Genomic DNA, 22,410 nt, shown 5'->3' with positions numbered 1-22,410 from the left:
AAACAAAATACCCATGGAATGCCGGAGCGTCCAGCGATCGCGCCTGACGCCTGCGCAGGCTGGAGTCGCCGAGGACCTCGGCCATCGCGAAAGCAGCGATCCGACGTGCACCGGCGGGCCCGGCGCCCGCGACACATGGGCGAGGGAGAAAACGTTCCGTCTGGAGCGTCACCCACCACAGGCGCGCGGGCGCGTAGTACACCCCGGGTTGTGCCTACTCCCGCAGGATCGAGAGGGCTCGGGATGGACACAGAGCGACGGCGTGGCGCGCCCGTGCGGCGTGCTGGTCGTCGAGGTGATCGGTCAACAGGGGGCCGCGTCTTGTCCGAAGACGGCCGGCTCGGTCAGGACGCGTTGGCCGGCGCCGACGCAGGGGTCGGTGTGGGTTGTGATCCGCATCATGTCCTGCTCACCAGGTGACGGGGAGTTCGTGGGCGCCGTAGACGACGGCGTCGTTCTTGAACGGAACGTCCTCGACCGGTACGGCGAGCCGCAGGTTGGGGATACGGCGGAACAGCGTGTCGAAGACGATCTGCAGTTCCATGCGGGCCAGGTTCTGGCCGAGGCACTGGTGCGGGCCGAAACCGAAAGCGAGGTGGTGGCGGGCTCCGCGCTCGATGTCGAGTTCGGCCGGGTCCTTGAATGCCATCGGGTCCCAGTTGGCCGACAGGCCGGAGACGACGACGCCCTCGCCGGCCCTGATGCGCGCACCGCCGATCTCCACGTCCTCGATGGCGATGCGGGTGGTGACCCCGTCGGCGATGGTGAAGTAGCGCAGCAGCTCCTCCACGGCCAAGGGCGTCCTGCCGGGGTCGGCCTTGATCAGGGCCAGTTGCTCCGGATGGGTGAGCAGCCCGACCACGCCGAGCGAGATCATGTTCGCGGTCGTCTCGTGTCCGGCGGTCAGCAGCAGAAAGGCGAGACTCACCAGGCCCGCGTGGTCGAGGTCGCCCTTCTGCCGCTGGCCGGCGATCTGCCGGCCGAACAGGTCGTCGCTGGGTTCGGACTCCTTGCGGGTGACCAGGTCGTCGATATAGGCGCGCAGCTCGCCGAAGGCCCGCTGGCGCTCTTCCATCGAGGCCCGGCTCACCATCCTGGTGGTGCGGCTCTGGAAGAAGTCGTGGTCGGTGTAGGGAACGCCGAGCAGTTCGCAGATCACCAGGGACGGCACCGGCAGGGACAGCGCCTGCACCAGGTCGACGGGGTGCTGGTCAGTGGTGAGCAGGTCGTCGATGAAGCGGTCGACGATGTCCTGGATGCGCGGGCGCAGCGCGGCCAGCCGCCTGACGGTGAACTCGCTGATCACCGGACGGCGGGTCGCGGAGTGTTCGGCGCCGTCCACGCCGAGCATCAGCGGCGGCTGGCTACGGAGCTGCTGCAGGGTCGCCGCGTCGAGGGTGTAGAGCGGGAAACCCTCCTTGCGCTTGTCGGAGGAGAAGCGGGGGTCGGCGAGGACGGTACGGGCCTCCTCATGCCCGGACACCCACCACGCCTCGCCGCCGCTCTTCAGGCGGATCCTGTTGATCGGCGCCTGCTCGCGCAGTTGCTCGTAGGCGGCTGGCGGGGCGAAGGGGCAGCTCCGCTCGACCGGCAACCGCAGGCCGGCGAGTTCGTCGGCGACACTCTTCGTCATGAAGGACCTTCCAATACTCGTAGGTGTGGTGGAGTTCGTGATGGCCTCGGGCGGGATCGACACCGGCCCCGCGCAGGCTGGGCCGTCGTCAGGCTCGGGCCGCTTCGAGGTCGCGGGCCGGCTCGTCGCCGGTGATGCGGCGGCTTCCCCGAGCGTCGTCCGGCCGGCACGGCGACGAGGTCACGGACGGCGACCTTCGTACCGGTGGTGATCGCCGGGCCGGCGCGAGCTGGGGATGCTCCGCACTGTCGCGTCGGTCGTGACCACGGCGCGGCGACTGCCGGGCTACTTCAGCGTGAGTGAGGTCTCGGATCCGATGCGGGTCAGCTTCCACGGGTTGCGGACGTAGTAGAGGCCGGTGATGCGGGCGTCCTCGACCCTGACCGCTATGACGCCGTCGATTTCGCCGTCCACGCGGAGGAGGAGTGCCGGGTTGCCGTTGACCACGGTGGCCTCACCGGTGAGGGCGACGCCGGCCTTGCCGAGGCCGTCGACGATCAAGCGGGCCACCTTGTCGGCGCCGATGATCGGCCGTGGAACGGCCTGCTTGATGCCGCCGCCGTCGCTGATCAGGACCACCTCGGGGGCGAGCACGTCAAGGAGGCCCTGCAGGTTCCTGGTGTCGAGGGCCCGCTGGAAGGCTTCCAGAGCCGTCCGGGCCTCGCCGGGAGAGACCGCCTCGCGCGGGCGGCGGGCATCGACGTGCCGGCGGGCGCGGTGCGCGATCTGGCGGACCGTGCCCGGGCTCTTGCCGACGGCGGCCGCGATCTCCTCGTAGCCGACGTCGAAGACCTCACGCAGCACGAACACGGCCCGCTCGGTCGGCGACAGCGTCTCCAGGACGAGCATCAGCGCCATCGACACACTTTCGGCCAGCTCGACGTCCTCGGCCACGTCCGGCGCGGTGAGCAGCGGCTCGGGCAGCCACGGGCCGACGTACGTCTCCTTGCGGCGCCTCATGGTACGCAGCCGGTCCAGCGACCGCCGGGTCGTGATCCGGACCAGGTAGGCACGCTGGTCGCGCACCTGCCCCAGGTCGATCCGCATCCATCGCAGCCAGGTTTCCTGCAGGACGTCCTCGGCGTCGGCGGCCGAGCCGAGCATCTCGTAGGCGACGGTGAACAGCAGATTGCGGTGGGCGACGAACGTCTCGGTGGCCGAGTCCATGCGGGCGCCTTGAGCAGGCGGCTCACCTGTGTCCGTCGTCGGCTCGCTGCGCTCGTTCATGACCGGCTCCTGCCTTGTCGCTCTCAACTCCTGCTCCACCCATAAGGCGCCGGTCATCACAGCTGTGTGACACCTATGACCAGTGACACACGTCACATGACCACACTGTCACGCAATCCGGGGCGCCGGCGCCTCATGGGCATCAGGACGCCGCGGCACGCCACTCCACGCGTGTTCGCCTTGCGACCGCCACCACAGAAAGAACGGAACGCCATCATGAGCAAGGTCTGGTTCGTCACCGGTTCATCTCGCGGCCTGGGCCGCAACTTCGTCGAGGCCGCCCTGTCACGCGGCGACAAGGTGGCCGCGACCGCGCGGACCACCGCCGGCCTCGGCGAACTGGTCTCCGCCTACGGCGAGGCGGTGCTCGCGCTGGAGCTGGACGTGACCGACAAGGCCGCCGTCTTCGAAACCGTGAAGCGAGCCAGGGAGCACTTCGGCCGTCTCGACGTCATCGTGAACAACGCCGGCTACGCCCAGGTCGGCGCCGTCGAGGAGCTGACCGGACAGGACCTGCGCGACCAGCTGGAGACCAACCTGTTCGGCGCGCTGTGGGTGATCCAGGCAGCGCTGCCCCACCTGCGCGAGCAGGGTGCGGGGCACATCATCCAGCTGTCCTCGGCGGCCGGGCTCATGGCGATGCCGCTGAGCGGCGCCTACAGCGCCTCCAAATGGGCGCTGGAAGCCCTGAACGAATCCCTCGCCCAGGAGGTGGCCGGCTTCGGCATCAAGGTGACCGTGATCGAGCCCGGCGGCTTCGCCACCCGGGACGGCAAGAACCCGGACCCGCTCGCCAACGGCCACCTGGCCGAACCCGACCCCATCTACGACGGCCTTCGCCGGCGCATCGCCTCGTTCGCGGGAAAGCAGCCCGCCGGCGACCCGGCCGCCGCGGCCCGGGCACTCCTCAAGATCGTCGACTCCGCCGAACCGCCCCTGCGCGTGCTGTTCGGGCAGGGCTTCTACCCCATGCTCCAGCAGGTCTACGCCGACCGGCTCAAGACCTGGGCCGACTGGCAGGACCTTTCGGCGGAGGCTCACGGCAGCCTCGACCAAGAAGATCGGTGACCCGATCCGAACCGACTCATCAAGAGCGAGCCAACCGACAGGAGCACCACATGAAGCACCGCATCGTCGTCCTCGGCGCCGGCTACGCCGGAGCCTACGTGGCCGGTAACCTGGCCCGCCGACTGTCGCCGAAAGACACCGAGATCACCGTGGTCAACGCCGTGCCGGACTTCGTCCAGCGCATGCGGCTGCACCAGCTCGCGGCCGGACGGGACATCGAGGCCCCGCAACTCTCCGAGGTCTTCGCCGGGACGGAGATACGGCTGCGCCTGGCCCGCGTCACCGCCGTCGACCCCGAGCGCCAGGTCGTCGCCATGGCCCCCGCCCACGGCGTCCCCGGCGGCGGAGGCGAGCTCGGCTACGACACGCTGGTCTACGCGCTCGGCAGCCGCGGCGGCGTCGAGAGTCTGCCCGGCGCGGCCGAGCACGCCTTCGACGTCGCCGCCCGGCCCTCGGCGCTGCGCCTGCGCGCCCGCCTGGACAGCCTGGACAGGCGGGGCAAGGGCGGCAACGTGGTGATCGTCGGCGACGGGCTGACCGGCATCGAGGCCGCCACCGAGATCGCCGAATCCCGGCCCGGCCTGTCGGTGGCACTCATCGCCCGGGGCGAGCTGGGCGCCCGGCTCTCCACCGGAGCCCGCGACCACCTGCGCCAGGCCTGCGACCGGCTGGGCGTCACCGTCCTGGAACACACCAGCGTCGAAGCCGTCGAAGCCACGCGGGTGCTGTGTGCCGACGGCACCGCCCTGGCATCCGACGCGACCGTGTGGACGGCCGGCTTCGCGATCAGCCCCATCGCCGCCGCCGGCGGGCTGGAGGTCACCGGGCAAGGGCGGATCGTCGTCGACCGCACCATGCGGTCGGTCTCGCACCCGAACGTCTACGCCGTCGGTGACAGCGTCCACGCCATCGGCGACAACGGCCGGCCGCTGCCGATGTCCTGCGCGTCGGCCGGCTACACCGGCCGGCAGGCCATCGAGGCGATCGTCGGACGCCTGACCGGACGCACGATCGTGAACACCAAGCTGATCTACACCTACAACCACATCAGCCTCGGGCGGCGGGACGGGATCCTGCAGCTGATCGACGACGAAGGGCGAGCGAAGCCGAAGTACCAGGGAGGCCGGCAGCCCTCACGGGTCAAGGCAGGCATCCTCAAGATGTCGCTGTGGGCCACCTCGCACCCCACCTACGGCCTGCCCAAGCGCAGACACCGCCTGTCCGCCGCGCCGGACATGACAGCCGCGAAGACGCTCGCGTAGCCGCCTCATGGGGCGTGGTCCGCACGGACGGCACCGCCACGGATCGCTTCGGCACCAGCCGGTTCGAGGCCGGGCCGGTGCCGGCCGGCCCCACCACCGGCAGCGGATCAGGAGGCAGGAAGGCCACAGCATCAGGGAGCAGACCACCGCCTCACAGGCCCCGTCAGGAACCGGAACGTGGACTGCGGTCCCGGGGACCACACGGATCCGACGGGCCAGCATCAGGCTCGTCCGAACGGCTACGGCTCGCAGGAATGGGTCCTGCTCGGGTTCCTCGACCTCTGACGACAGCGGAGGAGCTCCACCCCGTCCCAGCCGATCGAGGGGAGGGGCCGACATCGAACTCGCGCCCGTCTCCCACCGGTTCAAGCGCGGCCACCGCATCCGGGTACGGGTCGCGAGCGTGATGCGCGTAGCCGACCAGCAGGTCCACCACGACACCAGCCGACGTCGGCCGTGGTGCTGCCGGTCACCTGACGCGGAGCACCGCCCCGATCTCACCGCTCTGGCCGGATGAGGCCGGAGGTGACGATGTCGATGAGCCGGTTGAGGATCTTCGGGTACAGATCCGGGCTGGCCAGCCGGTCCCGGTGCAGCGGCATCATGAGGACGGCCTGCAGCACGCCGACGATCACCTCCGGGTCGTCGGCGGCGAGGTCGTCGCTGTGTTCGGCCAGGTAGGCCGCCAGCGCGGTGACCGGGTTGTCCGGGGCGGAGGTCACCCGCTCGGGCTCCAGCTTCCTGACCACCGCCTCCATCTCTTCGGGGTGGGTCATCAGCCTGCCGTAGAGGGGGTTGCCCTCGAGCTCGGCCAGCGTGGCGTGCAGGAAGGCGCGCAGTCCGGCGCGGGTGTCAGGCTCCTTGCACAACGCCCCGTCGATCACTCGGCTCTTGACCTCGGCCATCTGGGCGAGCATCAGCTCCAGATACAGCGCCTCCTTGGAGTCGAAGAACGCATAGAAGGTGCTCTTGGCGATCCCCGTCCCGGCGACCAGGTCCTCCAGTGAGGTCTTACGCAGCCCCTGCGTGGTGAACAACCGCAGGCCGTTGTCCAGGAGCAGCCGCGTGATGCGCGTCTTTTCCGCTGCCGAGAAGGCGGGAGGCATGAGGTGCACCTTCCGATGGTCGAAACATACCGATCAAATGTTTTCACGTTGCGTGGTGAGACCGCGCCAGCTCCAGGACGTGCTGCTCCTGAGCCGGGTTGAGGGGACAGGGTGTCAGGGCGAGGAGCGGGATCGTCTTCGCGCTGCGGCGATGCCCAGGTGTCGGCCAGGGTCTCGCGCAGGGGCCGGAGGGTGAGCCCGGCCGGCCCGGCGAGGTTGAACGCTCCGCCGGTGCCGTCCTGGTTGCCGGGATCGCCCGCCACGAGCGGCGCGTTCTCGCCGGCCCCGGCAGGCCAGGGCCAGGCATAGACGGCGCGGCTGGAGACGTAGCCGTAATGCCCGGCCCGGCCGGCCAGCAGCCGGGCCTGTCACCAACCACGCGCGGCGCCCACGCCCAGGTGTCGATCACCGCATCCCAGGAGCGATCGCCCAGCGCCCGCCGTACCGCGCCTGGGTCGGTGCGATCGGCGATCAGCGCTTCCACCCCGGGTGCGGGTGGGCGCGACAGCCCCCGATTGAGCGTGGTGACGGTGTCGCCGCGCCGCAGCGCGACCTCCACCACGGCGCGCCCGACGTGGTGGGTTCCGCCCATGACGAGTACGCGCATTCCGGTGTCCTGTCAGCCCGCCAGCTGGAACTTGCGCTCGACCATCCGGCGCACCGGCCCCCACGACGACAGCCGAAGCGGAAGCTGGGTCAGCTCCAGCAGCAGCGGGTTGCGCGGGGCGTAGACACCTTTCACCCGGCGGCCGAGCTTCTGCTTCTTCTCCGCCTCCGGCCGCAGCTCGGCCTCCCACTCCGCCAGCGCGGCCAGGACGTCGTCGCCGTGCCGCTCCAGCGCGGCGCCGAGGCGGTCGGCTCCGCCGACGGCCAGCGAGGAGCCGTAGCCGGCGAACAGCGTCACGCACCACGCCGCGTCGCCGAGCAGCACGACCCTGCCCTTGCTCCACCGGTCGACCACCATCTGGCTGATGCTGTCGAAGTAGACCGAATCGGCGGTCTTCAAGCCCTCCAGGGCCTGGGGAACCAGCCAGCCCATGTCACCATAGATCTCGCGCAGCTCCTCCAGCGACGCCTGCGCCCGGCCGCCCTCGGTGCGGTAGCCGAAGAAGGCGGCCGTGCGGCCATCGCCAACACTCATCATCGCGAACGTGCGACCGCCCGAGCTGATCGAGCCGGTCGTTTCCGGGAGCAGGCCCTGCGGCCTTTCCTTCATCATGTAGACCGCGACCCGGTGGCCCAGGTCGAGGCGGTAGTCCTCTTCCGGGCCGAACACCAGTGCCCGCGTCGCCGAGTGCAGCCCGTCGGCGCCGATGAGCAGGTCGGCGCGCTCGGTGGTGCCGTCGCTGAGGGTGACGCGCACCGTGTCCGCGTCCTGCTCGACGGCGGTGATCGTGGTGCCGAACCGGATCGTGGCGTGCTCCTCGACGGCCTCGTACAGCACTGCCTCGATGTCGCCGCGCAGGATGTTGAACGACTTCTTGCCCATGGTGGCCGCGATCGTCTCACCGCTGAGCGCGAAGCGGCGCTCGCCGCTGGGCTTGCGGTAGACCAGCTCGCGCGTCACGAACGCGCGCCGCTTCAGCTCGGGCAGGACGCCCATCCGCTCGGCCCCTTCGTAGCCGATGCCGCCGAAGGTCACCCCGTAGCCGCCACCGCGCCGCGCCGGGGCCCGCTCGACCACCAACGTCTCCCAGCCCGCCTGGTGCAGCCGAAGCGCCGCGGCCAGTCCGGCGATCCCCGCTCCGATGATGATGACACGCATGTGCGTGCTCTCCCTTCCGAAAGGTCTATGTCCATGAAAACAGATTGGTGATTTGTTTTCAACTGGGTCGCACCAAGGCAGACGCAGCTGTCGCTGTCGGTCTGGTCCGGCTGGGCCAGCGCGGCGGCCGGTCTGCGGCTGGTACGGGTTCAGCGCCAGGTGGGCAAGCAGTCCCCGCGCTTGCAGCTCGGCCGCGAAGCCGCCACGTGGGTGGCTGCGGTGCCGTACTGGGCCGGGTCGCAGCTCCTGGATGCTGTCGGGCCGCAGCGTGTCGCGGTGGCGGTGAAACCACCACCGCCTCGGGGTCACGCAGTTCAGGAGACGGGTCAGGTGGCCCGTGAGGATGTCGTTGTAGCGGTCGGGGTGGCCGAGCAGCCTCGCCTGGATGAGGTCGCCGGCGCCGGGCATGAGCGGCACGGATGGTCGCTGGACGGCTGCGGGAAGCCGGAGGGAGGCGGCTGGCCGAAGGCGCGGCGGCCAGGGCGACCAGGAACTCGCACGCTCGCCCCATCCACTGCCCTGTCCGGGTGGGTGCCTTACGCAGCTCGACGCGGCCGGCACGGTTCAGACTGCGGCGCGGCACAGCCGCGTCCAGCCGGTTGTCCAGGTCGAGCGGCAGCGGCTGCCCGTCCTTACGCAGCACCATCATGGGCGGCACCCGCCACCGGTCCCGCCAGGCGTGCAAGGTCTTCTCCCACACCGGCAGCGGTTCCTGCGGCGAAGATCCATCGGGCAGGAGAGAGCACGGTACGGCCGTGCCGGATCCGAGGCAGGTGCGGCAGTAGGTTCGCCGCGCCGAAATCGGCTGGATCCCGTCTGCGGCCTTGACTTCCGATCCTCGATGGGCCGTCGCCTTCGCACGTGGAGACCTCACCGATGAGGAATGGTCCTTGATCGGGTCCCGCCCGACTCCTCCGGCCAGCGAAACGCGATCCCGGACCTGCGGCAGGGCCGCGTCCGCGCGCCTATGTTTGACTGGGCGAATGGATCAGAGTCGGTACTTGCACCTACTGGAGTTGGACTACGCGCGCATGCGCGAGGCCGCCACCCGTGACCTCACCGCATCGGTGCCCCACTGTCCAGGGTGGACCACCGCCAACCTGCTCACGCATGTCGGCGATACCTTCCTCCACAAGGTGGAGACGATGCGCCGCGGCACCTGGCCGAAGCCCTGGCCGCCGGAGCCTGATCCGAGCGGCCCCGGAGCGTATCTGGACCGAGCCATGGCCGAGCTGCGTGGCGAGTTCACCTCCCGGGAGCCGGAGGAGCAGGCGCTCACCTGGTACGACCCCGACCAGACCGTTGGGTTCTGGGTCCGCAGGATGGCGCTGGAGGCGGTGGTGCACCGGGTGGACGCCGAGCTCGCGGCCGGCGAGCCGATCACGCCGATCCCCACCGACCTGGCCGTGGACGGCATCGACGAGATCCTTGTCACCTTCCTCGCCTTCGCCTCCCGCCAGTGGCCGGAGGACTTCGGTGACGAACTCGCCGGCGCGGACGGACGCGCGGTGTCGATCGCCGCGGGGCCGGATCGCTGGCTCGTCCGCCTGGCCGCCTCGGGCGTCGAGGTCTCCAGGGACGATCGCCCGGGAGCGGCGTCGATCTCGGGTACGTCCCAGGACGTGCTGCTGTGGATGTGGGGGCGCGGGGACGGGGCGGCGCTCACCTTCGACGGCGACCCCGAGCTGGTGAAACGACTGCGTGGCCTGCTGAAGGAGGCCACGCAGTAGGTCAGCCGCCCGTTCGGATTGATCCGATTGATGCAGCGTTCCGCCGTGATCAGGAAAGCGCGCTGACGGTCAGGCGCAGGTGTAGCCGGACGGCAGGGCGGTGTCGCCGCTGGGCCTGCTCGCCTGGAAGCCGAAGCTCGTGGTACTGGCTCCTGGCGCGAGCGTGCCGTTGTGGCTGACACTTCTGGCCGTGACGGTCTGGCCGCTGGTGGTGATGGTGGCGTTCCACGAGCCGGTCAGGGTGTGCCCGGCCGGCAGGGTGAAGGTGACGGTCCAGCTGGTGATCGTCGAGGTGCTGGTGTTGGTGATGGTCAGCGGCTGGATCACGTACCCGTTCCCCCACTGGGACTGCACGGTCGGGGTGGCCGAGCAGGCGCCGGTCGTACCTGCCTGAGTGGTGATCTGGACGGTGTCGGAGACCGGTGAGACGTTGCCGGCGGCATCGCGCGCCCGGACCTGGTAGCGGTAGGTGGTGTTCGCGGTCAGGCCCGTGTCGGTGAACGAGGTCGTGGCCGAGGTGCCGGCCTGGGTGAACGTGCCGCCTGTCGCACCGGGAGCGCGCAGGATCTCATAGCCGGTCACACCGGTGTCGTCCGTGGAGGCCGTCCAGGTCAGGCTGGTGCCGGTCGCGGTGGTGCCCGAGGCGGCGAGCCCGGCCGGGGCGGTCGGCGCCGTGGTGTCGCCTCCGGTGGCGGCCGTGGTGAAGGTGACGGGCGCGGAGTCGCCCGACAGGTTGCCCGCGCCGTCACGCGCCCGTACGTACACCTGGTATTGGGTGTCGGCACTCAGCCCGGTGAGGTTGATCGAGGTGGTGGCGGACTGGCCGAGCTGCGGGTCCGTGGTGCCCTGCTCCCGGTAGACGGTGTAGCCGGCCAGGCCGGAGCCGCCCTGGTCGGTGGACGCGGTCCAGGTCAGCGTGGCACTGGTGGCGGTCACGTCGGACGCGACCGGGGTGCCTGGCGTGGTCGGCGGCGTGGTGTCGGTCTGGCTGGTGGTCAAGCCGAAGAACTCGATGGCGTAGCGGGCCATGCCGCTCTGCGGAAGAACGTGCCCGGCGCCCTGGATGCTGTACGCCTCCACCTGCACGGTGCCGGACGGATCGGCGTACCGGCTGCGGCTCCAGTTCGCCTGCGGGGTGTCGGTGCTGGTCGGGGTCTGGCTCAGCCCGAACACATTGGTCCACTGCTCGATCGACTCCCGCAGCAGCGAGTAGGGCACGAGGGTGTCGCTGGTGCCGTGCCACAGCTGCATGCGCGGGCGCGGGCCGGAGAATCCCGGGTACGCCTGGCGGACGGCGTCGCCCCACTGCTGGGGTGTCCGGTCCATGCTCCCGCCGGTGCACCTGCTGCTCCCGGGCGGGTAGTCGGAGGCGCCGGCGAAGCAGTTGAAGGGCACGCCCATGAAGGAGGCCCCTGCCTTGAACACGTCCGGGTAGACGGCGAGCATGTGCTGGGTCATCATGCCGCCGGACGAGCTCCCGGTGGCGTAGACCCGGTTCGGGTCTCCCTGGTAGGTCCGCTCGACGTAGTCGATCATTGAGATGATCGAGACCGGATCGCTGCCGCCGTTGCGCTGCTTGGCCGCGTCCGACCAGGTGTCGAAGCAGTTGCCGAACCCTGCCGACTGGGTGGCGGTGGGGTAGATGACGACGAAGCCGTATCGATCCGCCAGCGAGGCGAACTCACTGCCCTGGTAGAAGCCGGGACCGGAGCCACCGCAGCCATGCATCGCGACCACGATCGCCGGCGAGGCCGGACGCGGTTCCGGCACATAGACGTGCATCCGCATGTTGCCCGGGTTGTTGCCGAAGCCGGTCACCTCCACCAGGGTGGCGGCGACGGCCGGCGATCCGAGTGCCACGGTCAGGACGGCAAAGAGCGCCGCGGCGCAGACACCAGCCAGCACGGTGGTCAATCGTCTCATTTTCGCTCCTCCTCTCCATCTCCGCGGCGCGCCGCGGATCGGTCCGCCGCGTATCAACCTCGGTCGCTGGAAAATAGAGCGGCCACGATCCACCGTCAATGCGCGCGTGCCGCGCATACCCGCCGGTTCACCTGGCAGGGAGCCGTTTCCCCTGGTTATCAAGCAACTTGTTATCAAGTTCCTTGATAAAGGGGCGGGAAACTTACATCGGGGCCCGTTCCGACGGGGCGCGATATCGTCTTCTGGTGACCGATCCGGGTGTCCCCGAGGCCGCTGCGCCGGACGCACCGCCGCCCCGTGTGAGCTACCTGGTGTTCCGGCTGGAACGCCGCATCCGCGCCTGCCTGGATGAAGCGCTCGCCCGGCACGGCTTGACGACCACCGAATACATGGCGCTCAGCGAGCTGCGCCTGCGCGACGCCCCATCCTCGGCCGACCTGGCCCGCATCGCCTTCGTCACCCCGCAGGCGATGAACCTGGTCATCCGCGATCTCGAACAACGCGGCCTGATCCGCCGCGACCCGCATCCCCGTGGGGGCCGCGCCCTGCGCACCCGCCTCACCCCGAAAGGTCTGAGGACTCTCCGTCGATGCGACCGCTCCCTCGACAGCATCGAAGCCGTCATGCTCGCCGAGATCGACGACCTGGACCGCACGACACTCGCGCAAACGCTCACGCTGTGCGCCCGAGCCCTCCACCCGGACACACGGACCTTGACCCCCGTCCTTCCCTCGCAGAAGTCACGGCCGAAGCCCCGGCCATAGTGTGGTCCGTGGCCGGCCACGGACCACAAACCGCAGTCGGCGCCGGGCTCGACCAGCCACAGAAGCGATCGAACCGGGACTCCTACACCGGCTCCTCACGACTGCCGTGATCAGCAAGACTGTCACCCTGGACCATCACCGGCGCCTCTTCCAGAGGTGGATCACCGACCCGGCTGTCCACCCGCACGAGGCTCTGCTGGGTATCCTCGCCCTGTTGCATGGCGCCTCCAGCAGCGAGGTTCGCGACTTGCGCCTGGAGACAGCGATCCTGCCGCCCGCGCCATCCGTCTCGGGCAACGCCCCCATCCTGTGCCCCTGGATCCAGTCAACTGGAGCACCATGCAGTGGTTGCTGGCGCTCCGCGGGACCCAGCGCACCAGCAACCCGCATCTGATGGTCGCCAAGGGCACCGAAGCGGCCCGGAGCCCGGCCTCCGCCGCCTATGTCAGCCATGTCCTGGACCCGGCCGGAAGCTCACCGTGGACGCTCCGCTCCACTCGTCTGATGTACCTGGTCCAGACCATGGACGCGAAATTCGTCGCCGCAGCCTTCGGGATGCATCCCGAAGCTGTCATGATCTATCTCGCCGATCATGTCGATCCCGATCGCCTGCCCGCACCAAGCTCGGCTGACCGGCCCGGTTGGGGCGTGTCCTTGCTGCGACCCAGATGATCACGATGTGGTCTCCGGACGCGGTCCGGACACGCAGCGCGGGGGCGTCCCGCGGGATACCACTCCTTCGAGAGGCGGCCATGCAGTCACCGACCTACCTGCACGACCTTCTGGTCTCGACCATCTTCACCGAGGGGCTCGATGCCGAGATGAGCCTGTGGGCGCTGGGATTCAGCGCCATGTGGATCAAGGGCGCGGACCTCGACGCCCTCGCCGGAACCTTCCACCTGGACCTCGCCACCCGGACCCCGTGCTACCTGAGCGAGATCCTCGACCACGCCATCGACGACGAATCCCGCTGGGTCGCCGAGGTCAACGGCTGGATCGGCATCGTGCCGGCGCACGGCCACGGCGAGTTCCTGCGCTCCGTCACCGAAGGTGGCCGTCAGGCCCTCGGCCTCCACATGGACATCAACTACAACGCCTACTTCGATTACGCCCGCGACGGGCGCACGGTCGTCTCCTTCGACCCGCTCTCACCCGAGAGCCGGATGCGGTCCGGCGACGACCCGCACGCACTCGATCACCTGATGAACGGACTGCGCTTCCAGATCAGCGACGACGACGTCCTCGACAATCCCGTGGAGGATCCAGAGAGCATCAGCTCGGCCTTGGCGCTGATCGGACGCTTCACGGAAACCGACATCGCCACCGACTGGTTCCTGGCACAGCACTCACGCATCAGACCCACCTGCTGACGGCTCGCGCCCCGGGCAGGAGCGCACCGTTGGCTGGCCGTCCTGGGACACGTCCATCGTGACCTGCTGGAGGTGGGAGAACAGCTGACCGCCTTATCCGCAGACTTCCTTGCAGGGCTGAACCCGTGCAGTTTCGGCCTCACCTGACACACGTTCGGGCGAACATGTGCGCTTTCGAAAACGACTCATTTGAGGCAATCGCGACGCTGCTGGTCTCCTCTCTTTCGGTGAGAACCTGGAACAGCAGTTCGGCTCCGTGCCGATCAAGCTCCATGTAGCCGAGCTCATCGATGTATGCGGATATCCGCATACATCGACCTATGCCGACATCGCGGCTATGCCGAGAAGCGTGGTCGCGGATTTTCGCCTGTATGACGAAGATGGGGTCTTCTTGAAGTTGGCGCGGTAGGGCTCGGCATAGTCGCGGACTGAGCGCGGTCTCGATGTAAGAGCGCGTGCACCCCAGCGAGAACAGCGCCACATCTGCTCGATATGGGGCTCCGTTGGGCTGCCCTGATGGGACCGGCGGAACTGTCGTTCGTGATCGCTAAGGTTGCCACCTGCGACTGGACGGAGGAGACCGTAGTGGCTGAGTTGATCCGCAGCGTCTACGACGAGGCGCCTATCTCGTACGGGAGATTTGGCCTGTACGACGTACCCGGTCATGGCCGAGATGTCATGCAAGAGACCGAGCATGGTGCGCTGCTTGCCGAGCCCGAGGGCATTTCACTGGGTGCTCTCGAGTTGGTAAGCCCGGCCAGCGCGCGGCTGGCCGCTGTCCAATTGGAGGCATGGGACGCCGAGCCCGAGGATGAACCCGGCCAGCCATGGGCAGAGGCGGGACGGGTTCTGTATTGGAGCCCGGGCGGCATCGTGGCCGTCAGCGGCATGGGATACAGCCCCACGGGACAAAAGCTTCTTCTGGGACCGCCTTGTTTCGCCTACTGGCTGAGCGCCTACACCGGTTCGGTGCACAGCGAGCCGGCCTCCTGGGATCCCGGCGACACCGTAGCCGTCGAGGAACGCTGGCTGCTGCGGTTCTGGCCGGTGGCCGACGTCGCCGGACCCGCTCTGCGCGGGGAAGACGACAGCGGGTACATGGCCAGGATGCGCGAGATTCTCGCACTCGAATCCGGCACGGCACCTCCACGGCCGCAGGCCTGGGCAGCGCTGCGCCCGCACCCGCAGCCCGACACCGCCACCGTGGTGATGCGCTTCAACCCACCGGGGCCCGAGCGTGCGACGGTACGCCACCTGGCGAAAGCCGACAGCTCTTCGGAGACGGCCGGGGGACGTATGACGGTCTCGTCCGTCGATGTGGACGATGACGCGCAACTGGTCCACGAGGTGCTGGGCGACCTGCTGTACGACGTGCTGGGCAACCTGCCGCAGAACGTGTGGTCCTGGTCGCGATCGATGCTGGAGGACTACGCGGCGCAGTTGCGCGTGGACCGGCGCATAGGCCGGGAGCTGAACCCGGATGGTTCGCCCACGCTGGTGTTGAAGGCATCCAGTGTGCGCACACCGTTCTTCGGGGCCGAGCCGGGCTTCAGCGGGCGCGCATGGGTATGGGGATCCGAGGAGAACGGCCACGCCGACGTGTTGTCGGTCGACAGGGAAGTGATCGCCCGCGACCGCATCCGCCAGAACACACTGTTCACGGGGATCGTCACCATCTTGCGCAAGGAGAACGACTTCGTGGAGGTCCGTGCGGCGACGCAGGCGGAGGCCGCACGGGTGATCGACGTAGAGAGGTTGCGCGGCTGACGTCCCAGGTGCCGCCATAGGTTGGCCCTGATTACCTACCCGGACACGGCCGCCAATGCGCTGCCCGATGTCCGGGTGTGCGCCCCCAGACAAACCCGCTCCACGCTCACCACCCAAGTGCGGGGTGCCGTGCGAGGCCTTCTGCCGGGGGCTCGCCCCGAAGTGTGGACACCGGTCGTTATGCGGCGAGCAGCACCCTATCTACGGTTCGCTGCTCGTAGTCATTCGGGCTGAGGTAGCCGAGGGCGGAATGTCTCCTTCGGGTGTTGTAGCGGGTGATCCACTTGAATACGGCCAGGCGGGCCTCACGCGCAGAGGACCAGCGCTTGGCGCCCTGCAGCGTCTCGCGTTTCGAGGTCCGGCACAGCCGCTTGACGCCGAAGGCGCTCCGATGGTCGTCGACGAACTCGAAGCGGCTCACCAGTTCGTCTCGCCGGTGAAATATTTTGCCGCCCGGCGCAGGATGTCGCGCTCCAGCTCCAGCTCCCGAATCCGGGCTTTGAGCTGCTTATTCTCCTTTTCCAGCACGTCGTCGGACGATAGCGGGCAAGCCGTCGGCCGCTTCGCCGGGGCCGCCTTGGCCCCGGCCGTGCCGTTCGCGCGTGCCTCCTTCACCCACAGGCGCAGCGTCTCGCGGTTGATGCCCAAGTCCCGGGCCACCGACGCGTACGTCCGCGCCGGATCAGACAGGTACAACGCGACGGCGTCCGCCTTGAACTCCGGCGGATACGACTTCATCGCCACGTGGAACTCCTTATCTCCGGATCTCCATCATCCGGTACTCAAGGTGTCCACACTTCAGGGTGAAGGCCCACCGCATCTTCGCCCCGATTCAACGACTACGACAGGATGGCCGAGGGGTACACGACCGAGAACGAGACCAGCCTCACAAATGCGTACTACGAGCGTCCCGCGATGCTGGAGCTTGCCGGGAACGTAACCGGAAGGCGCATCCTCGACGCCTGGCGGGGAACCACGGCGGGAACTGGAAGAGGATCGCGCCGAGCTTGCGCGCCTGGTGCAGCGGCCGCAGCGCGGACAGGAACCGCTGCCAGACCTCCTCCTCGATCTCGGTCCCGACGTCGCGCAGGTAGACCTTGCTCTTGGCAGTGCGCAGGCGGGCGCGCAGGTCTTTGTCGAGCGATCGCACGCGGGTCGGATGCTGGGTGAGCAGCGAGAAGGCCTTGATGTTGAAGGTGAAGTCGTCGGGCGTGCGGTCGCGCCACAGTTCGGCGGTTCGCAGCGCGGGCGGGTGGTAGTAGGTGGCGTCGACCTCGACCAGCGGGAAGTTCGCCGCGTAGTGGTCGAGGCGCTCTTCTGGCGTGGTGGCCGTCGGTGGATACCAGCCAGACTCCAGCAACGACCGATCCGTTCACGACGCCGTTCCCACCAGAACCCTGCCCGTGGCGGTGTGCACTGCCCCGATGAGGCCCTGTCAGACGCCTTGGCGTATGTACAGGTCGCGCAGCAGGCCGATCTCGCCGCCGTGATGCGAGACCTCGACCAGGGCGTGCAGCGCGAGCTTCAGGTAGGTCTCATCGGCCCAACCGCCTGGACCCATGCCGATCGGAGCCAGCAGACGCTGGTCGCCGAGGGCGGCGATGCGGGAGGTGAAGTGCTCCCAGTCCTCGGCGAGCGCCTCGATGCCCTCTTTCGCGGTGCCCGGCCACTCGTCGCGCTCGCCGAACTCGGGGGCGTCGTCGAAGAGGTGGATCACGTAGCCGCGCAGGCAGAGGTTGCCGATGTGCCAGACGCGCCAGGCGATCGTGGTGACGGGGTCCGGCGCATCCGGGCTCGACTCCGGAAAGACCGCGTCGACGCGGAAGACGCCGTCGTCGCCGGGGCGCAGGCCGACGCAGTCGCTGACCGGCTCCCAGTGGTACTCGGCGTCGGTCAGGCCCTCAAGGCGCCTGAACAGCATGGATCGCGCGCGTTCGAAGCTGGCGAGGATGTCCCGGGTGGCGGGATCGGTCATGTCCACCTGTTGCACCCTATAGTCCGGATCATGGAGCGCTATGCCGGGGATGTCGCATCGGTGATGTCGGAGATATTCGGCCCACGCCTCGTGGGCGTGTATCTGCACGGTTCTGCGGTGCTCGGGGGCTTCAACCCGCAACGCAGTGACGTCGACCTCCCCGTCGTCTGCCAGGACCCGATGACGGCAGAGCAGCGCTCGGCCGTCGCCGAGCGGCTGAGCGCCGACCGGCTGCCCTTGGCCCACCGGAACCCCCGCACCGGCGGCACTTGCTCGAACCGGGTACTCCAGCCATGGCCTGACCGGGTCCGCAGTCGTCGCTCGCCATCGGAGAACTCCAGGTCAAAGGCGCTGAGCGTGGGATCGCCGTACGCACGTGCCGGTTCCCCCGCCGTCTCTCCTGGAACGCGAGCCCAGCAGTCACTCAGCCTTCGGTGAGACACCGTAGTCGTGATCAACCTTCGATGAGAATGCTCAGTCTTCGCTGCGACAGGACATGAAACGACAAGATCCCGCCTGATCTCGATGATCAGACGGGATCCCGTCAACTTCAGTCCAGCCGTTTCAAGAACGGCCCCGGCCGGCCCGTGGGGAATCTGCTGTCTCCCGCGCTCGTCAGCAACGGACCCAGCCGCCGCTACAGGTGACCGAGCAGTTGCCCGACTGGCAGCAGCGCTGCTTGTAGCACTGCTGGGGAGAGTCCCGGTACTGCCAGAAGCAGTAGCTGGGACAGCCGGCTGCCGCCTTGATCTGGGGGACGAGCCGCGCCACCACGCGATCGCAGAGTTCGTTGAACGCGCGCATGAGCCCTCACTTTCGGCAGACGTACCCTTTCCGGCACAGCCTGCTCCGGGGCTCTCAACGATTTCTCAGTGACTTCTCAATGCCGCTCCGCGCGGCGCCCAGGCCCACGCGGTCCGGTAGCGGAGCAGGAAGCCGAGCATCACCAGGCCCAGCAGCCCGCCGCCCCCGTCGGTGAGGACGGAGGCGAAGACGCCCAGCCCCCGCAGGCCCGCCGCTTCGCGGTCGAAGGTGAGGAAGCCGATGCCCTGGGCGAGATCCAAGACCAGCACGAAGTAGAAGACCCACGCCTTGTTCCACAGGGCGAGGATGCCGACGGTGTTGGCGATCAGGAAGATCACCCCGGAGACGTGGAATCCGGTCAGGCCGCCGGCGAGTTCGTCGATGGTCCGGCCGGGGAAGGCCCAGGCGATGGCCTCGGGCGTGACGTATCCGAGCACGATGGCGGTGCCGATGGTGGTCAGGACCGAGCCCACCGCGACGATCAGTTGCAGTGGCCTGGTCCAGGCGGTGGGTTCGCGGGTGAGGCGTGACGTCTGTACGGACATGGCGGAGCTCCTCTCGGGAGGGGGTTGATGGAACGCCCTCGCTGGAACTCGCCGGTAGCCTTGAGGTGAGTATCTGAGGCAACGGTTCGCGCGCATGCGAGGGCCGGCTCGGGTCGGGCCCCGGCAGGCGTGTTGGCGCACGCGGCCGGGGCCTTCTTCAGCTCATCGCGGGCCCCTCCTTCCGCGACCGGATCAGGAGGTCGGGATCGACGCGTACGGCGTCGGCGTCCCAGGCCAGCGCGCCCGTGGCGATGTCGTCGGCCAGCCGGCGCACCCAGGCCAGCTCGGCGCGGCGCAACTCCAGCAGGTATTCCAGCTCCAGCAGCAGCAGCCGGTGCAGGTGGCGTTCCAGCCCCGTCCGCTGCGCCTCCATCTCGGCGATCTGCCCCTCCAGCAGCACCGTACGGGTGCGCAGCGCGGCGCCCGCCACCTCGGCGGGAAGCCGGGCGAGCAGCCCGACCGCGGCCGTGAACGCCGGGTGCTCGGGCAGCGGCACCGAGACCAGCTCGCCGAGCCGGTCTTGAAGGCTCTCGAACCCCTCCGGCGTGATCCGGTAGGCGGTGCGCTCGGGCCGGTTCCCGGCCCGAGCGGTCTCCGCCTTCTCGATCATCCCGGCCCGTTCCAGCCGCTCGACCGCGCGGTACAGGCTGCGCGGCGACCCGGCCGCGTAGTCCTTGCGCCGCTGCCGGATGAGCGTCTGCATCTCGTACGGATGCCGCTCCTTCTCGGACAGCAGCGCCAGAACGGTCAGCCCGACCAGATCGACCGATGCCATGCTCCCACCCTTGCCACGCGCATTAGTGTCACCCGCACTATACGTGATCCGCCTCGATGGCGTAGGCCGTCGATGAGCAGGGTGAGCAGGCGCTGGGTGTAGCCGTCATCGTCCGGCGCGACGATGACGGCCACGGCTCGCAGCACGTCGTACGGGGCCACGTCCGAGCGGATGCCGCCGGACGCGGCGGCGGCGTCCAGCAGTTCCGCCACGACGGGCACGAAGCGCTGCTGGAAGTACTCGGGTAGCCCTTCGTAGGCGGGGTCGCCGGAGTGCAGGGCGGTCTTGAGTCCTCGTTTGGCCGCGAGGAACCGGGCGAAGTGCCGCAGCCAGCGAGACAGGGCCTCGACCGGCTCCTCCTGGGCCGAGAAGGCGCGGGCGGCCTCGGCGCAGGCGTCGTGCGGGTGCCGAATATTCATCCGTGCAGGTCATGGTATGGCGGGCGACGCGTCTGTTCGGGTGAGCGTCTCGAGCGGTGCGGCCGATAGCGGCATGATGATCAGTCGTGTTGCTGCGCTTGGCCTATCTCATGGTGACGACCGTCTTCTCCTTCCTGCGGCTGCTGTCCATCGGCGATCGCGCCAAGGACATCGAAATCTTGGTGCTCCGGCATCAGCTGACGGTGCTGCGACGGAAGGTGAATAAGCCCGCCTTCACTCGGGAGGATCGGTTCCTCCTCGCGGGGCTGTTCACGTGTCTGCCGATGGGCGCGCGGCGGTACCGTCATGTTGCTGGTCCGCCCTGACACGATCCTGCGTTGGCGTCGTGATCTGCTGCGGCGTCGGCACGCCGCAGCCAGCGCTCATCGGCGGCCAGGGCGCCCGCGCACCGTCCGACCCATCCGCGTGCTGGTGCTGCGGCCGGCCCGGGAGAACTCCTCGTGGGGCTACCGGCGTATCCACGGAGAACTGGCCGCACTCGGCATCAAGGTCGCCGCCTCCACGGTCTGGGAGATCCTCAAAGCCCACGGCATCGACCCCTCTCCAGAACGGGAGCGACACGTGGCTTGACCTGGCCGGATGATTAATCGGCACCCGCAGGTTCGAGGCCGCCGGTCGCGACCAGCCCGTCGCCGCGCGCCGCGGCCCACGCCTTGCAGTCGGGCAGGAAGCCGGGATCGGCCAGCATCGCCTGGTAGGACTCCTCGTCCCCGCCGACCAACAGCAGGTACTTCATCCGGTCAGCCTAGAACGCCGGCCGCCTGCTCGCGGGCGAGGATGAGCGTCATCGCCTCGACGGCCACCTTCGACGCCACGCCCGTCAGCGGAAGTCGGTGATGCGCAGCACCGCCAGCATGTCCTTGGCGCGGGAGCCGTCCGTCGAGAAGGACGCCTCCGCACCGACCCAGCCGCGGAACGCCCCCGAGTCGTCGACGATCTGCATGAGTGGCTTGACGTGCGAGTTGCCGGTGTAGCAGAACTCGCCCCGCTCCATCGCCAGGCAGGTGCACCAGTGCCACAGAGTGTCGCGGCGGTCGGTCTTGGAGATCATCGTCAGGTAGTACTGGATGGAGCTGATGTTGGCGCGCGTCCCGCCGCCGTACTTCGGGCAGCCGCCTTCCTTCTGGCATGCGCTGTTCGATGAGGGCTGCAGGTAGGTCAGGCACGAGGTGGTGCCGGAGCACTGCCGGAACGAGGAGAGACCGAACGGCTGGTTGGCCGACCTGACCAGCTTGCCGCCCGCCCAGCTCGTCAGGTCCTGCCTGAGCGCGCGGGGGAACGCCCGCACCGAGCTCATCGCGCGGCGGGTGCCGTAGGAGGCGTTGCTGCCGTAGCCGTAGCCGTGCGTGGCGAGCGTGCTGCGCTTGAGGTCGAGGCGGGCCAGCTTGCCGTCGGGCGACTTGCGGACGTACCACTGCTCGGTCCAGGTCTGGGCGATCTTCCACTTGATGGTGAGCACGTCGCCCGCCACCGCGTACGTCCCGGTGCGCCGCTCGCTCGGGGCGCCGGTGAAGCCGCCGGCGGTGAGCACCTGGCAGGCGCGCACCCGGGTGGCCTTGCCGCCGGCCTTGGTGGTGCAGCTCGGGTCGGGCGTCGTGCCGGTGCGCTGCCTGGCCTTCGGGTTCCGCTGCCACCACAGGTAGAAGCCGGCGGTCACAGTGCCGTTCTTCGCGAAGCTGTAGTTGCCCAGGCGGATCCAGTTCTGCTGGGAGGCGGCCTTCAGATGGCCCTGTGAGACCACGAACGTGGCCTTGCCGCCCGGCAGCGCCGTGGCGGCGGATGCCGATCCGGCGGGTAGGAGGGTGAGACCGAGCAGGAAGGTGAGGATCGCGGCTGCGATGCGCATGTGGCGTCTCCGGGGGTTACAAGGCGTGTCCGGCTCAGCACGACACCGTAATAGGCCCGGACCGGATATGTCATCGAAACAGCGCCACAAGTCCGCGCGCCCGCCCACCAGAGGGGGATGGGGGGCACGGCCGGGCGAGCGGGGCATGCGCGCCGGCGCCGGACGACCAGGCTCGGCGGCCGTAACATCGGCCGGGACGGTGCGGTGAACTCGTTCTCGCTGAGCCTGGCGACGCTCGGTTCCCGCTCCGCTCAGCGATCGGTGGTCCGGTGCCGGCGGCCCGGCTAGGTCGTGTTTCATAAGGCGTTGAGCCACTGGTTGATCGCAGCGATGATGACGACGGCTTCGTAGCGTACGGCGAGCTTGTCGTAACGGGTCGCCATGCCGCGGTTGCCTTTGAGCAGGTTGAT

26 protein-coding genes and 1 pseudogene are annotated in these 22,410 nt (G+C 68.8%); 10 read left to right on the top strand and 17 right to left on the bottom strand.

Annotation, left to right across the window (positions count from 1 at the left end; translation table 11 throughout):
• Positions 1-409: 409 nt before the first annotated feature.
• Positions 410-1,633: a cytochrome P450 gene (locus FH608_RS50620; protein ID WP_139638378.1), complete on the bottom strand. Its 1,224-nt coding sequence runs from the start codon at positions 1,631-1,633 to the stop codon at positions 410-412.
• Between the two features lie 285 nt (positions 1,634-1,918).
• The gene (locus FH608_RS50615; RefSeq protein WP_193319106.1) at positions 1,919-2,860 is read right to left on the bottom strand and encodes an RNA polymerase sigma-70 factor; all 942 of its coding nucleotides are present in this window, start codon (positions 2,858-2,860) and stop codon (positions 1,919-1,921) included.
• A gap of 216 nt (positions 2,861-3,076) precedes the next feature.
• Between FH608_RS50615 and FH608_RS50610 the strand changes: the two genes are divergently transcribed.
• Positions 3,077-3,928 (top strand): SDR family NAD(P)-dependent oxidoreductase, encoded by an 852-nt coding sequence (locus FH608_RS50610; RefSeq protein WP_139638377.1) that lies wholly within the window; start codon positions 3,077-3,079, stop codon positions 3,926-3,928.
• Between the two features lie 50 nt (positions 3,929-3,978).
• On the top strand, positions 3,979-5,190 hold the full coding sequence (locus tag FH608_RS50605) for an NAD(P)/FAD-dependent oxidoreductase (RefSeq protein ID WP_139638376.1): 1,212 nt from the start codon (positions 3,979-3,981) through the stop codon (positions 5,188-5,190).
• Positions 5,191-5,687: 497 nt separating this feature from the next.
• Here the strand turns inward: FH608_RS50605 and FH608_RS50600 are convergent, their stop codons facing one another.
• The 4 genes from FH608_RS50600 to FH608_RS54680 all read right to left on the bottom strand — a co-directional run bounded on the left by FH608_RS50600 (position 5,688) and on the right by FH608_RS54680 (position 8,897).
• The gene (locus tag FH608_RS50600) at positions 5,688-6,296 is read right to left on the bottom strand and encodes a TetR/AcrR family transcriptional regulator (protein WP_139638374.1); all 609 of its coding nucleotides are present in this window, start codon (positions 6,294-6,296) and stop codon (positions 5,688-5,690) included.
• 43 nt (positions 6,297-6,339) lie between these two features.
• On the bottom strand, positions 6,340-6,888 hold the full coding sequence (locus tag FH608_RS53660; protein WP_226900725.1) for a Rossmann-fold NAD(P)-binding domain-containing protein: 549 nt from the start codon (positions 6,886-6,888) through the stop codon (positions 6,340-6,342).
• Positions 6,889-6,915: 27 nt separating this feature from the next.
• The gene (locus tag FH608_RS50590; RefSeq protein ID WP_139638372.1) at positions 6,916-8,061 is read right to left on the bottom strand and encodes an FAD-dependent oxidoreductase; all 1,146 of its coding nucleotides are present in this window, start codon (positions 8,059-8,061) and stop codon (positions 6,916-6,918) included.
• A 632-nt stretch (positions 8,062-8,693) separates the two neighbouring features.
• The gene (locus FH608_RS54680) at positions 8,694-8,897 is read right to left on the bottom strand and encodes a lantibiotic dehydratase (protein WP_226900723.1); all 204 of its coding nucleotides are present in this window, start codon (positions 8,895-8,897) and stop codon (positions 8,694-8,696) included.
• Between the two features lie 165 nt (positions 8,898-9,062).
• On the opposite strand from FH608_RS54680, the gene FH608_RS50575 reads away from it, so the two are divergent.
• Positions 9,063-9,791, top strand: coding sequence for a maleylpyruvate isomerase family mycothiol-dependent enzyme (locus tag FH608_RS50575; protein WP_193319105.1), 729 nt, complete (start codon positions 9,063-9,065; stop codon positions 9,789-9,791).
• Between the two features lie 69 nt (positions 9,792-9,860).
• Here FH608_RS50575 and FH608_RS50570 read toward each other — a convergent pair whose 3' ends face one another.
• Positions 9,861-11,714 (bottom strand): extracellular catalytic domain type 1 short-chain-length polyhydroxyalkanoate depolymerase, encoded by a 1,854-nt coding sequence (locus tag FH608_RS50570; RefSeq protein ID WP_139638367.1) that lies wholly within the window; start codon positions 11,712-11,714, stop codon positions 9,861-9,863.
• A 245-nt stretch (positions 11,715-11,959) separates the two neighbouring features.
• Here FH608_RS50570 and FH608_RS50565 point away from each other — a divergent pair, with 245 nt between their 5' ends.
• The 3 genes from FH608_RS50565 (at position 11,960) to FH608_RS50555 (ending at position 13,848) form a co-directional block, all read left to right on the top strand.
• Positions 11,960-12,478: a MarR family winged helix-turn-helix transcriptional regulator gene (locus FH608_RS50565; protein ID WP_226900720.1), complete on the top strand. Its 519-nt coding sequence runs from the start codon at positions 11,960-11,962 to the stop codon at positions 12,476-12,478.
• A gap of 339 nt (positions 12,479-12,817) precedes the next feature.
• Positions 12,818-13,150 (top strand): hypothetical protein, encoded by a 333-nt coding sequence (locus tag FH608_RS50560; protein WP_139638365.1) that lies wholly within the window; start codon positions 12,818-12,820, stop codon positions 13,148-13,150.
• Between the two features lie 80 nt (positions 13,151-13,230).
• Positions 13,231-13,848, top strand: a complete 618-nt coding sequence (locus FH608_RS50555; protein WP_139638364.1) for a DUF6461 domain-containing protein — start codon at positions 13,231-13,233, stop codon at positions 13,846-13,848.
• A 175-nt stretch (positions 13,849-14,023) separates the two neighbouring features.
• On the opposite strand, the pseudogene FH608_RS50550 reads toward FH608_RS50555, so the two are convergent.
• Positions 14,024-14,158: pseudogene (locus tag FH608_RS50550) on the bottom strand (ATP-binding protein); the annotation flags it as partial.
• 275 nt (positions 14,159-14,433) lie between these two features.
• On the opposite strand from FH608_RS50550, the gene FH608_RS50545 reads away from it, so the two are divergent.
• The gene (locus FH608_RS50545; RefSeq protein ID WP_139638363.1) at positions 14,434-15,615 is read left to right on the top strand and encodes a hypothetical protein; all 1,182 of its coding nucleotides are present in this window, start codon (positions 14,434-14,436) and stop codon (positions 15,613-15,615) included.
• 178 nt (positions 15,616-15,793) lie between these two features.
• On the opposite strand, the gene FH608_RS50540 is transcribed toward FH608_RS50545, so the two are convergent.
• The 4 genes from FH608_RS50540 to FH608_RS50525 form a co-directional block, all read right to left on the bottom strand.
• Positions 15,794-16,036: an integrase core domain-containing protein gene (locus tag FH608_RS50540; RefSeq protein ID WP_394367755.1), complete on the bottom strand. Its 243-nt coding sequence runs from the start codon at positions 16,034-16,036 to the stop codon at positions 15,794-15,796.
• Entirely contained in the window at positions 16,033-16,353 is a 321-nt protein-coding gene (locus FH608_RS50535; RefSeq protein ID WP_394367756.1) for a transposase, read from the bottom strand. The genes FH608_RS50540 and FH608_RS50535 overlap by 4 nt, the downstream gene beginning before the upstream one ends.
• Positions 16,354-16,501: 148 nt before the next feature.
• Positions 16,502-16,975, bottom strand: a complete 474-nt coding sequence (locus tag FH608_RS50530; protein WP_394367754.1) for a DUF72 domain-containing protein — start codon at positions 16,973-16,975, stop codon at positions 16,502-16,504.
• Positions 16,976-17,050: 75 nt separating this feature from the next.
• Positions 17,051-17,590 (bottom strand): DinB family protein, encoded by a 540-nt coding sequence (locus tag FH608_RS50525; RefSeq protein WP_139638385.1) that lies wholly within the window; start codon positions 17,588-17,590, stop codon positions 17,051-17,053.
• A gap of 30 nt (positions 17,591-17,620) precedes the next feature.
• Between FH608_RS50525 and FH608_RS50520 the strand changes: the two genes are divergently transcribed.
• Positions 17,621-18,028 carry a nucleotidyltransferase domain-containing protein gene (locus tag FH608_RS50520; RefSeq protein ID WP_139638361.1) on the top strand — a complete coding sequence of 136 codons (408 nt, stop codon included), beginning with the start codon at positions 17,621-17,623 and terminating at the stop codon, positions 18,026-18,028.
• Positions 18,029-18,459: 431 nt separating this feature from the next.
• Here the strand turns inward: FH608_RS50520 and FH608_RS50515 are convergent, their stop codons facing one another.
• The 3 genes from FH608_RS50515 to FH608_RS50505 form a co-directional block, all read right to left on the bottom strand.
• Complete coding sequence (locus FH608_RS50515; protein ID WP_139638359.1) at positions 18,460-18,939, bottom strand: hypothetical protein; 480 nt, start codon at positions 18,937-18,939, stop codon at positions 18,460-18,462.
• A gap of 157 nt (positions 18,940-19,096) precedes the next feature.
• A complete protein-coding gene (locus FH608_RS50510; RefSeq protein ID WP_139638358.1) occupies positions 19,097-19,714 on the bottom strand; it encodes a PadR family transcriptional regulator in 618 nt (205 codons plus the stop codon).
• Complete coding sequence (locus tag FH608_RS50505; protein ID WP_139638357.1) at positions 19,687-20,133, bottom strand: SbtR family transcriptional regulator; 447 nt, start codon at positions 20,131-20,133, stop codon at positions 19,687-19,689. Before FH608_RS50505 ends, FH608_RS50510 begins: the two co-directional genes overlap by 28 nt.
• Before the next feature lie 86 nt (positions 20,134-20,219).
• On the opposite strand from FH608_RS50505, the gene FH608_RS50500 reads away from it, so the two are divergent.
• Positions 20,220-20,459, top strand: a complete 240-nt coding sequence (locus FH608_RS50500) for a hypothetical protein (protein ID WP_139638356.1) — start codon at positions 20,220-20,222, stop codon at positions 20,457-20,459.
• Between the two features lie 100 nt (positions 20,460-20,559).
• A complete protein-coding gene (locus FH608_RS52340) occupies positions 20,560-20,724 on the top strand; it encodes a hypothetical protein (protein WP_226900718.1) in 165 nt (54 codons plus the stop codon).
• Positions 20,725-20,737: 13 nt separating this feature from the next.
• Here FH608_RS52340 and FH608_RS52335 read toward each other — a convergent pair whose 3' ends face one another.
• Positions 20,738-20,890, bottom strand: a complete 153-nt coding sequence (locus FH608_RS52335) for a hypothetical protein (RefSeq protein WP_193319103.1) — start codon at positions 20,888-20,890, stop codon at positions 20,738-20,740.
• 84 nt (positions 20,891-20,974) lie between these two features.
• A complete protein-coding gene (locus FH608_RS50490; protein WP_139638355.1) occupies positions 20,975-22,000 on the bottom strand; it encodes a hypothetical protein in 1,026 nt (341 codons plus the stop codon).
• Positions 22,001-22,410 lie beyond the last annotated feature (410 nt).

Origin of the sequence: Nonomuraea phyllanthi, assembly GCF_006334985.2 — a bacterium.
GTDB lineage: Bacteria > Actinomycetota > Actinomycetes > Streptosporangiales > Streptosporangiaceae > Nonomuraea > Nonomuraea phyllanthi.
The sequence above is the reverse complement of the archived record's forward strand: the minus strand, read 5'-3'. Positions and strand labels throughout refer to the sequence as shown.

What these genes read in the sequence shown, in the direction of transcription:
- FH608_RS50620 (WP_139638378.1), bottom strand. Translation starts at nt 1,633, where the DNA reads ATGACGAAGAGTGTCGCCGACGAACTCGCCGGCCTGCGGTTGCCGGTC.
- FH608_RS50615 (WP_193319106.1), bottom strand. Translation starts at nt 2,860, where the DNA reads ATGAACGAGCGCAGCGAGCCGACGACGGACACAGGTGAGCCGCCTGCT.
- FH608_RS50610 (WP_139638377.1), top strand. Translation starts at nt 3,077, where the DNA reads ATGAGCAAGGTCTGGTTCGTCACCGGTTCATCTCGCGGCCTGGGCCGC.
- FH608_RS50605 (WP_139638376.1), top strand. Translation starts at nt 3,979, where the DNA reads ATGAAGCACCGCATCGTCGTCCTCGGCGCCGGCTACGCCGGAGCCTAC.
- FH608_RS50600 (WP_139638374.1), bottom strand. Translation starts at nt 6,296, where the DNA reads ATGCCTCCCGCCTTCTCGGCAGCGGAAAAGACGCGCATCACGCGGCTG.
- FH608_RS53660 (WP_226900725.1), bottom strand. Translation starts at nt 6,888, where the DNA reads ATGGGCGGAACCCACCACGTCGGGCGCGCCGTGGTGGAGGTCGCGCTG.
- FH608_RS50590 (WP_139638372.1), bottom strand. Translation starts at nt 8,061, where the DNA reads ATGCGTGTCATCATCATCGGAGCGGGGATCGCCGGACTGGCCGCGGCG.
- FH608_RS50570 (WP_139638367.1), bottom strand. Translation starts at nt 11,714, where the DNA reads ATGAGACGATTGACCACCGTGCTGGCTGGTGTCTGCGCCGCGGCGCTC.
- FH608_RS50560 (WP_139638365.1), top strand. Translation starts at nt 12,818, where the DNA reads ATGCAGTGGTTGCTGGCGCTCCGCGGGACCCAGCGCACCAGCAACCCG.
- FH608_RS50555 (WP_139638364.1), top strand. Translation starts at nt 13,231, where the DNA reads ATGCAGTCACCGACCTACCTGCACGACCTTCTGGTCTCGACCATCTTC.
- FH608_RS50535 (WP_394367756.1), bottom strand. Translation starts at nt 16,353, where the DNA reads ATGAAGTCGTATCCGCCGGAGTTCAAGGCGGACGCCGTCGCGTTGTAC.
- FH608_RS50525 (WP_139638385.1), bottom strand. Translation starts at nt 17,590, where the DNA reads ATGACCGATCCCGCCACCCGGGACATCCTCGCCAGCTTCGAACGCGCG.
- FH608_RS50520 (WP_139638361.1), top strand. Translation starts at nt 17,621, where the DNA reads ATGGAGCGCTATGCCGGGGATGTCGCATCGGTGATGTCGGAGATATTC.
- FH608_RS50515 (WP_139638359.1), bottom strand. Translation starts at nt 18,939, where the DNA reads ATGTCCGTACAGACGTCACGCCTCACCCGCGAACCCACCGCCTGGACC.
- FH608_RS50510 (WP_139638358.1), bottom strand. Translation starts at nt 19,714, where the DNA reads ATGGCATCGGTCGATCTGGTCGGGCTGACCGTTCTGGCGCTGCTGTCC.
- FH608_RS50505 (WP_139638357.1), bottom strand. Translation starts at nt 20,133, where the DNA reads ATGAATATTCGGCACCCGCACGACGCCTGCGCCGAGGCCGCCCGCGCC.
- FH608_RS52335 (WP_193319103.1), bottom strand. Translation starts at nt 20,890, where the DNA reads ATGAAGTACCTGCTGTTGGTCGGCGGGGACGAGGAGTCCTACCAGGCG.
- FH608_RS50490 (WP_139638355.1), bottom strand. Translation starts at nt 22,000, where the DNA reads ATGCGCATCGCAGCCGCGATCCTCACCTTCCTGCTCGGTCTCACCCTC.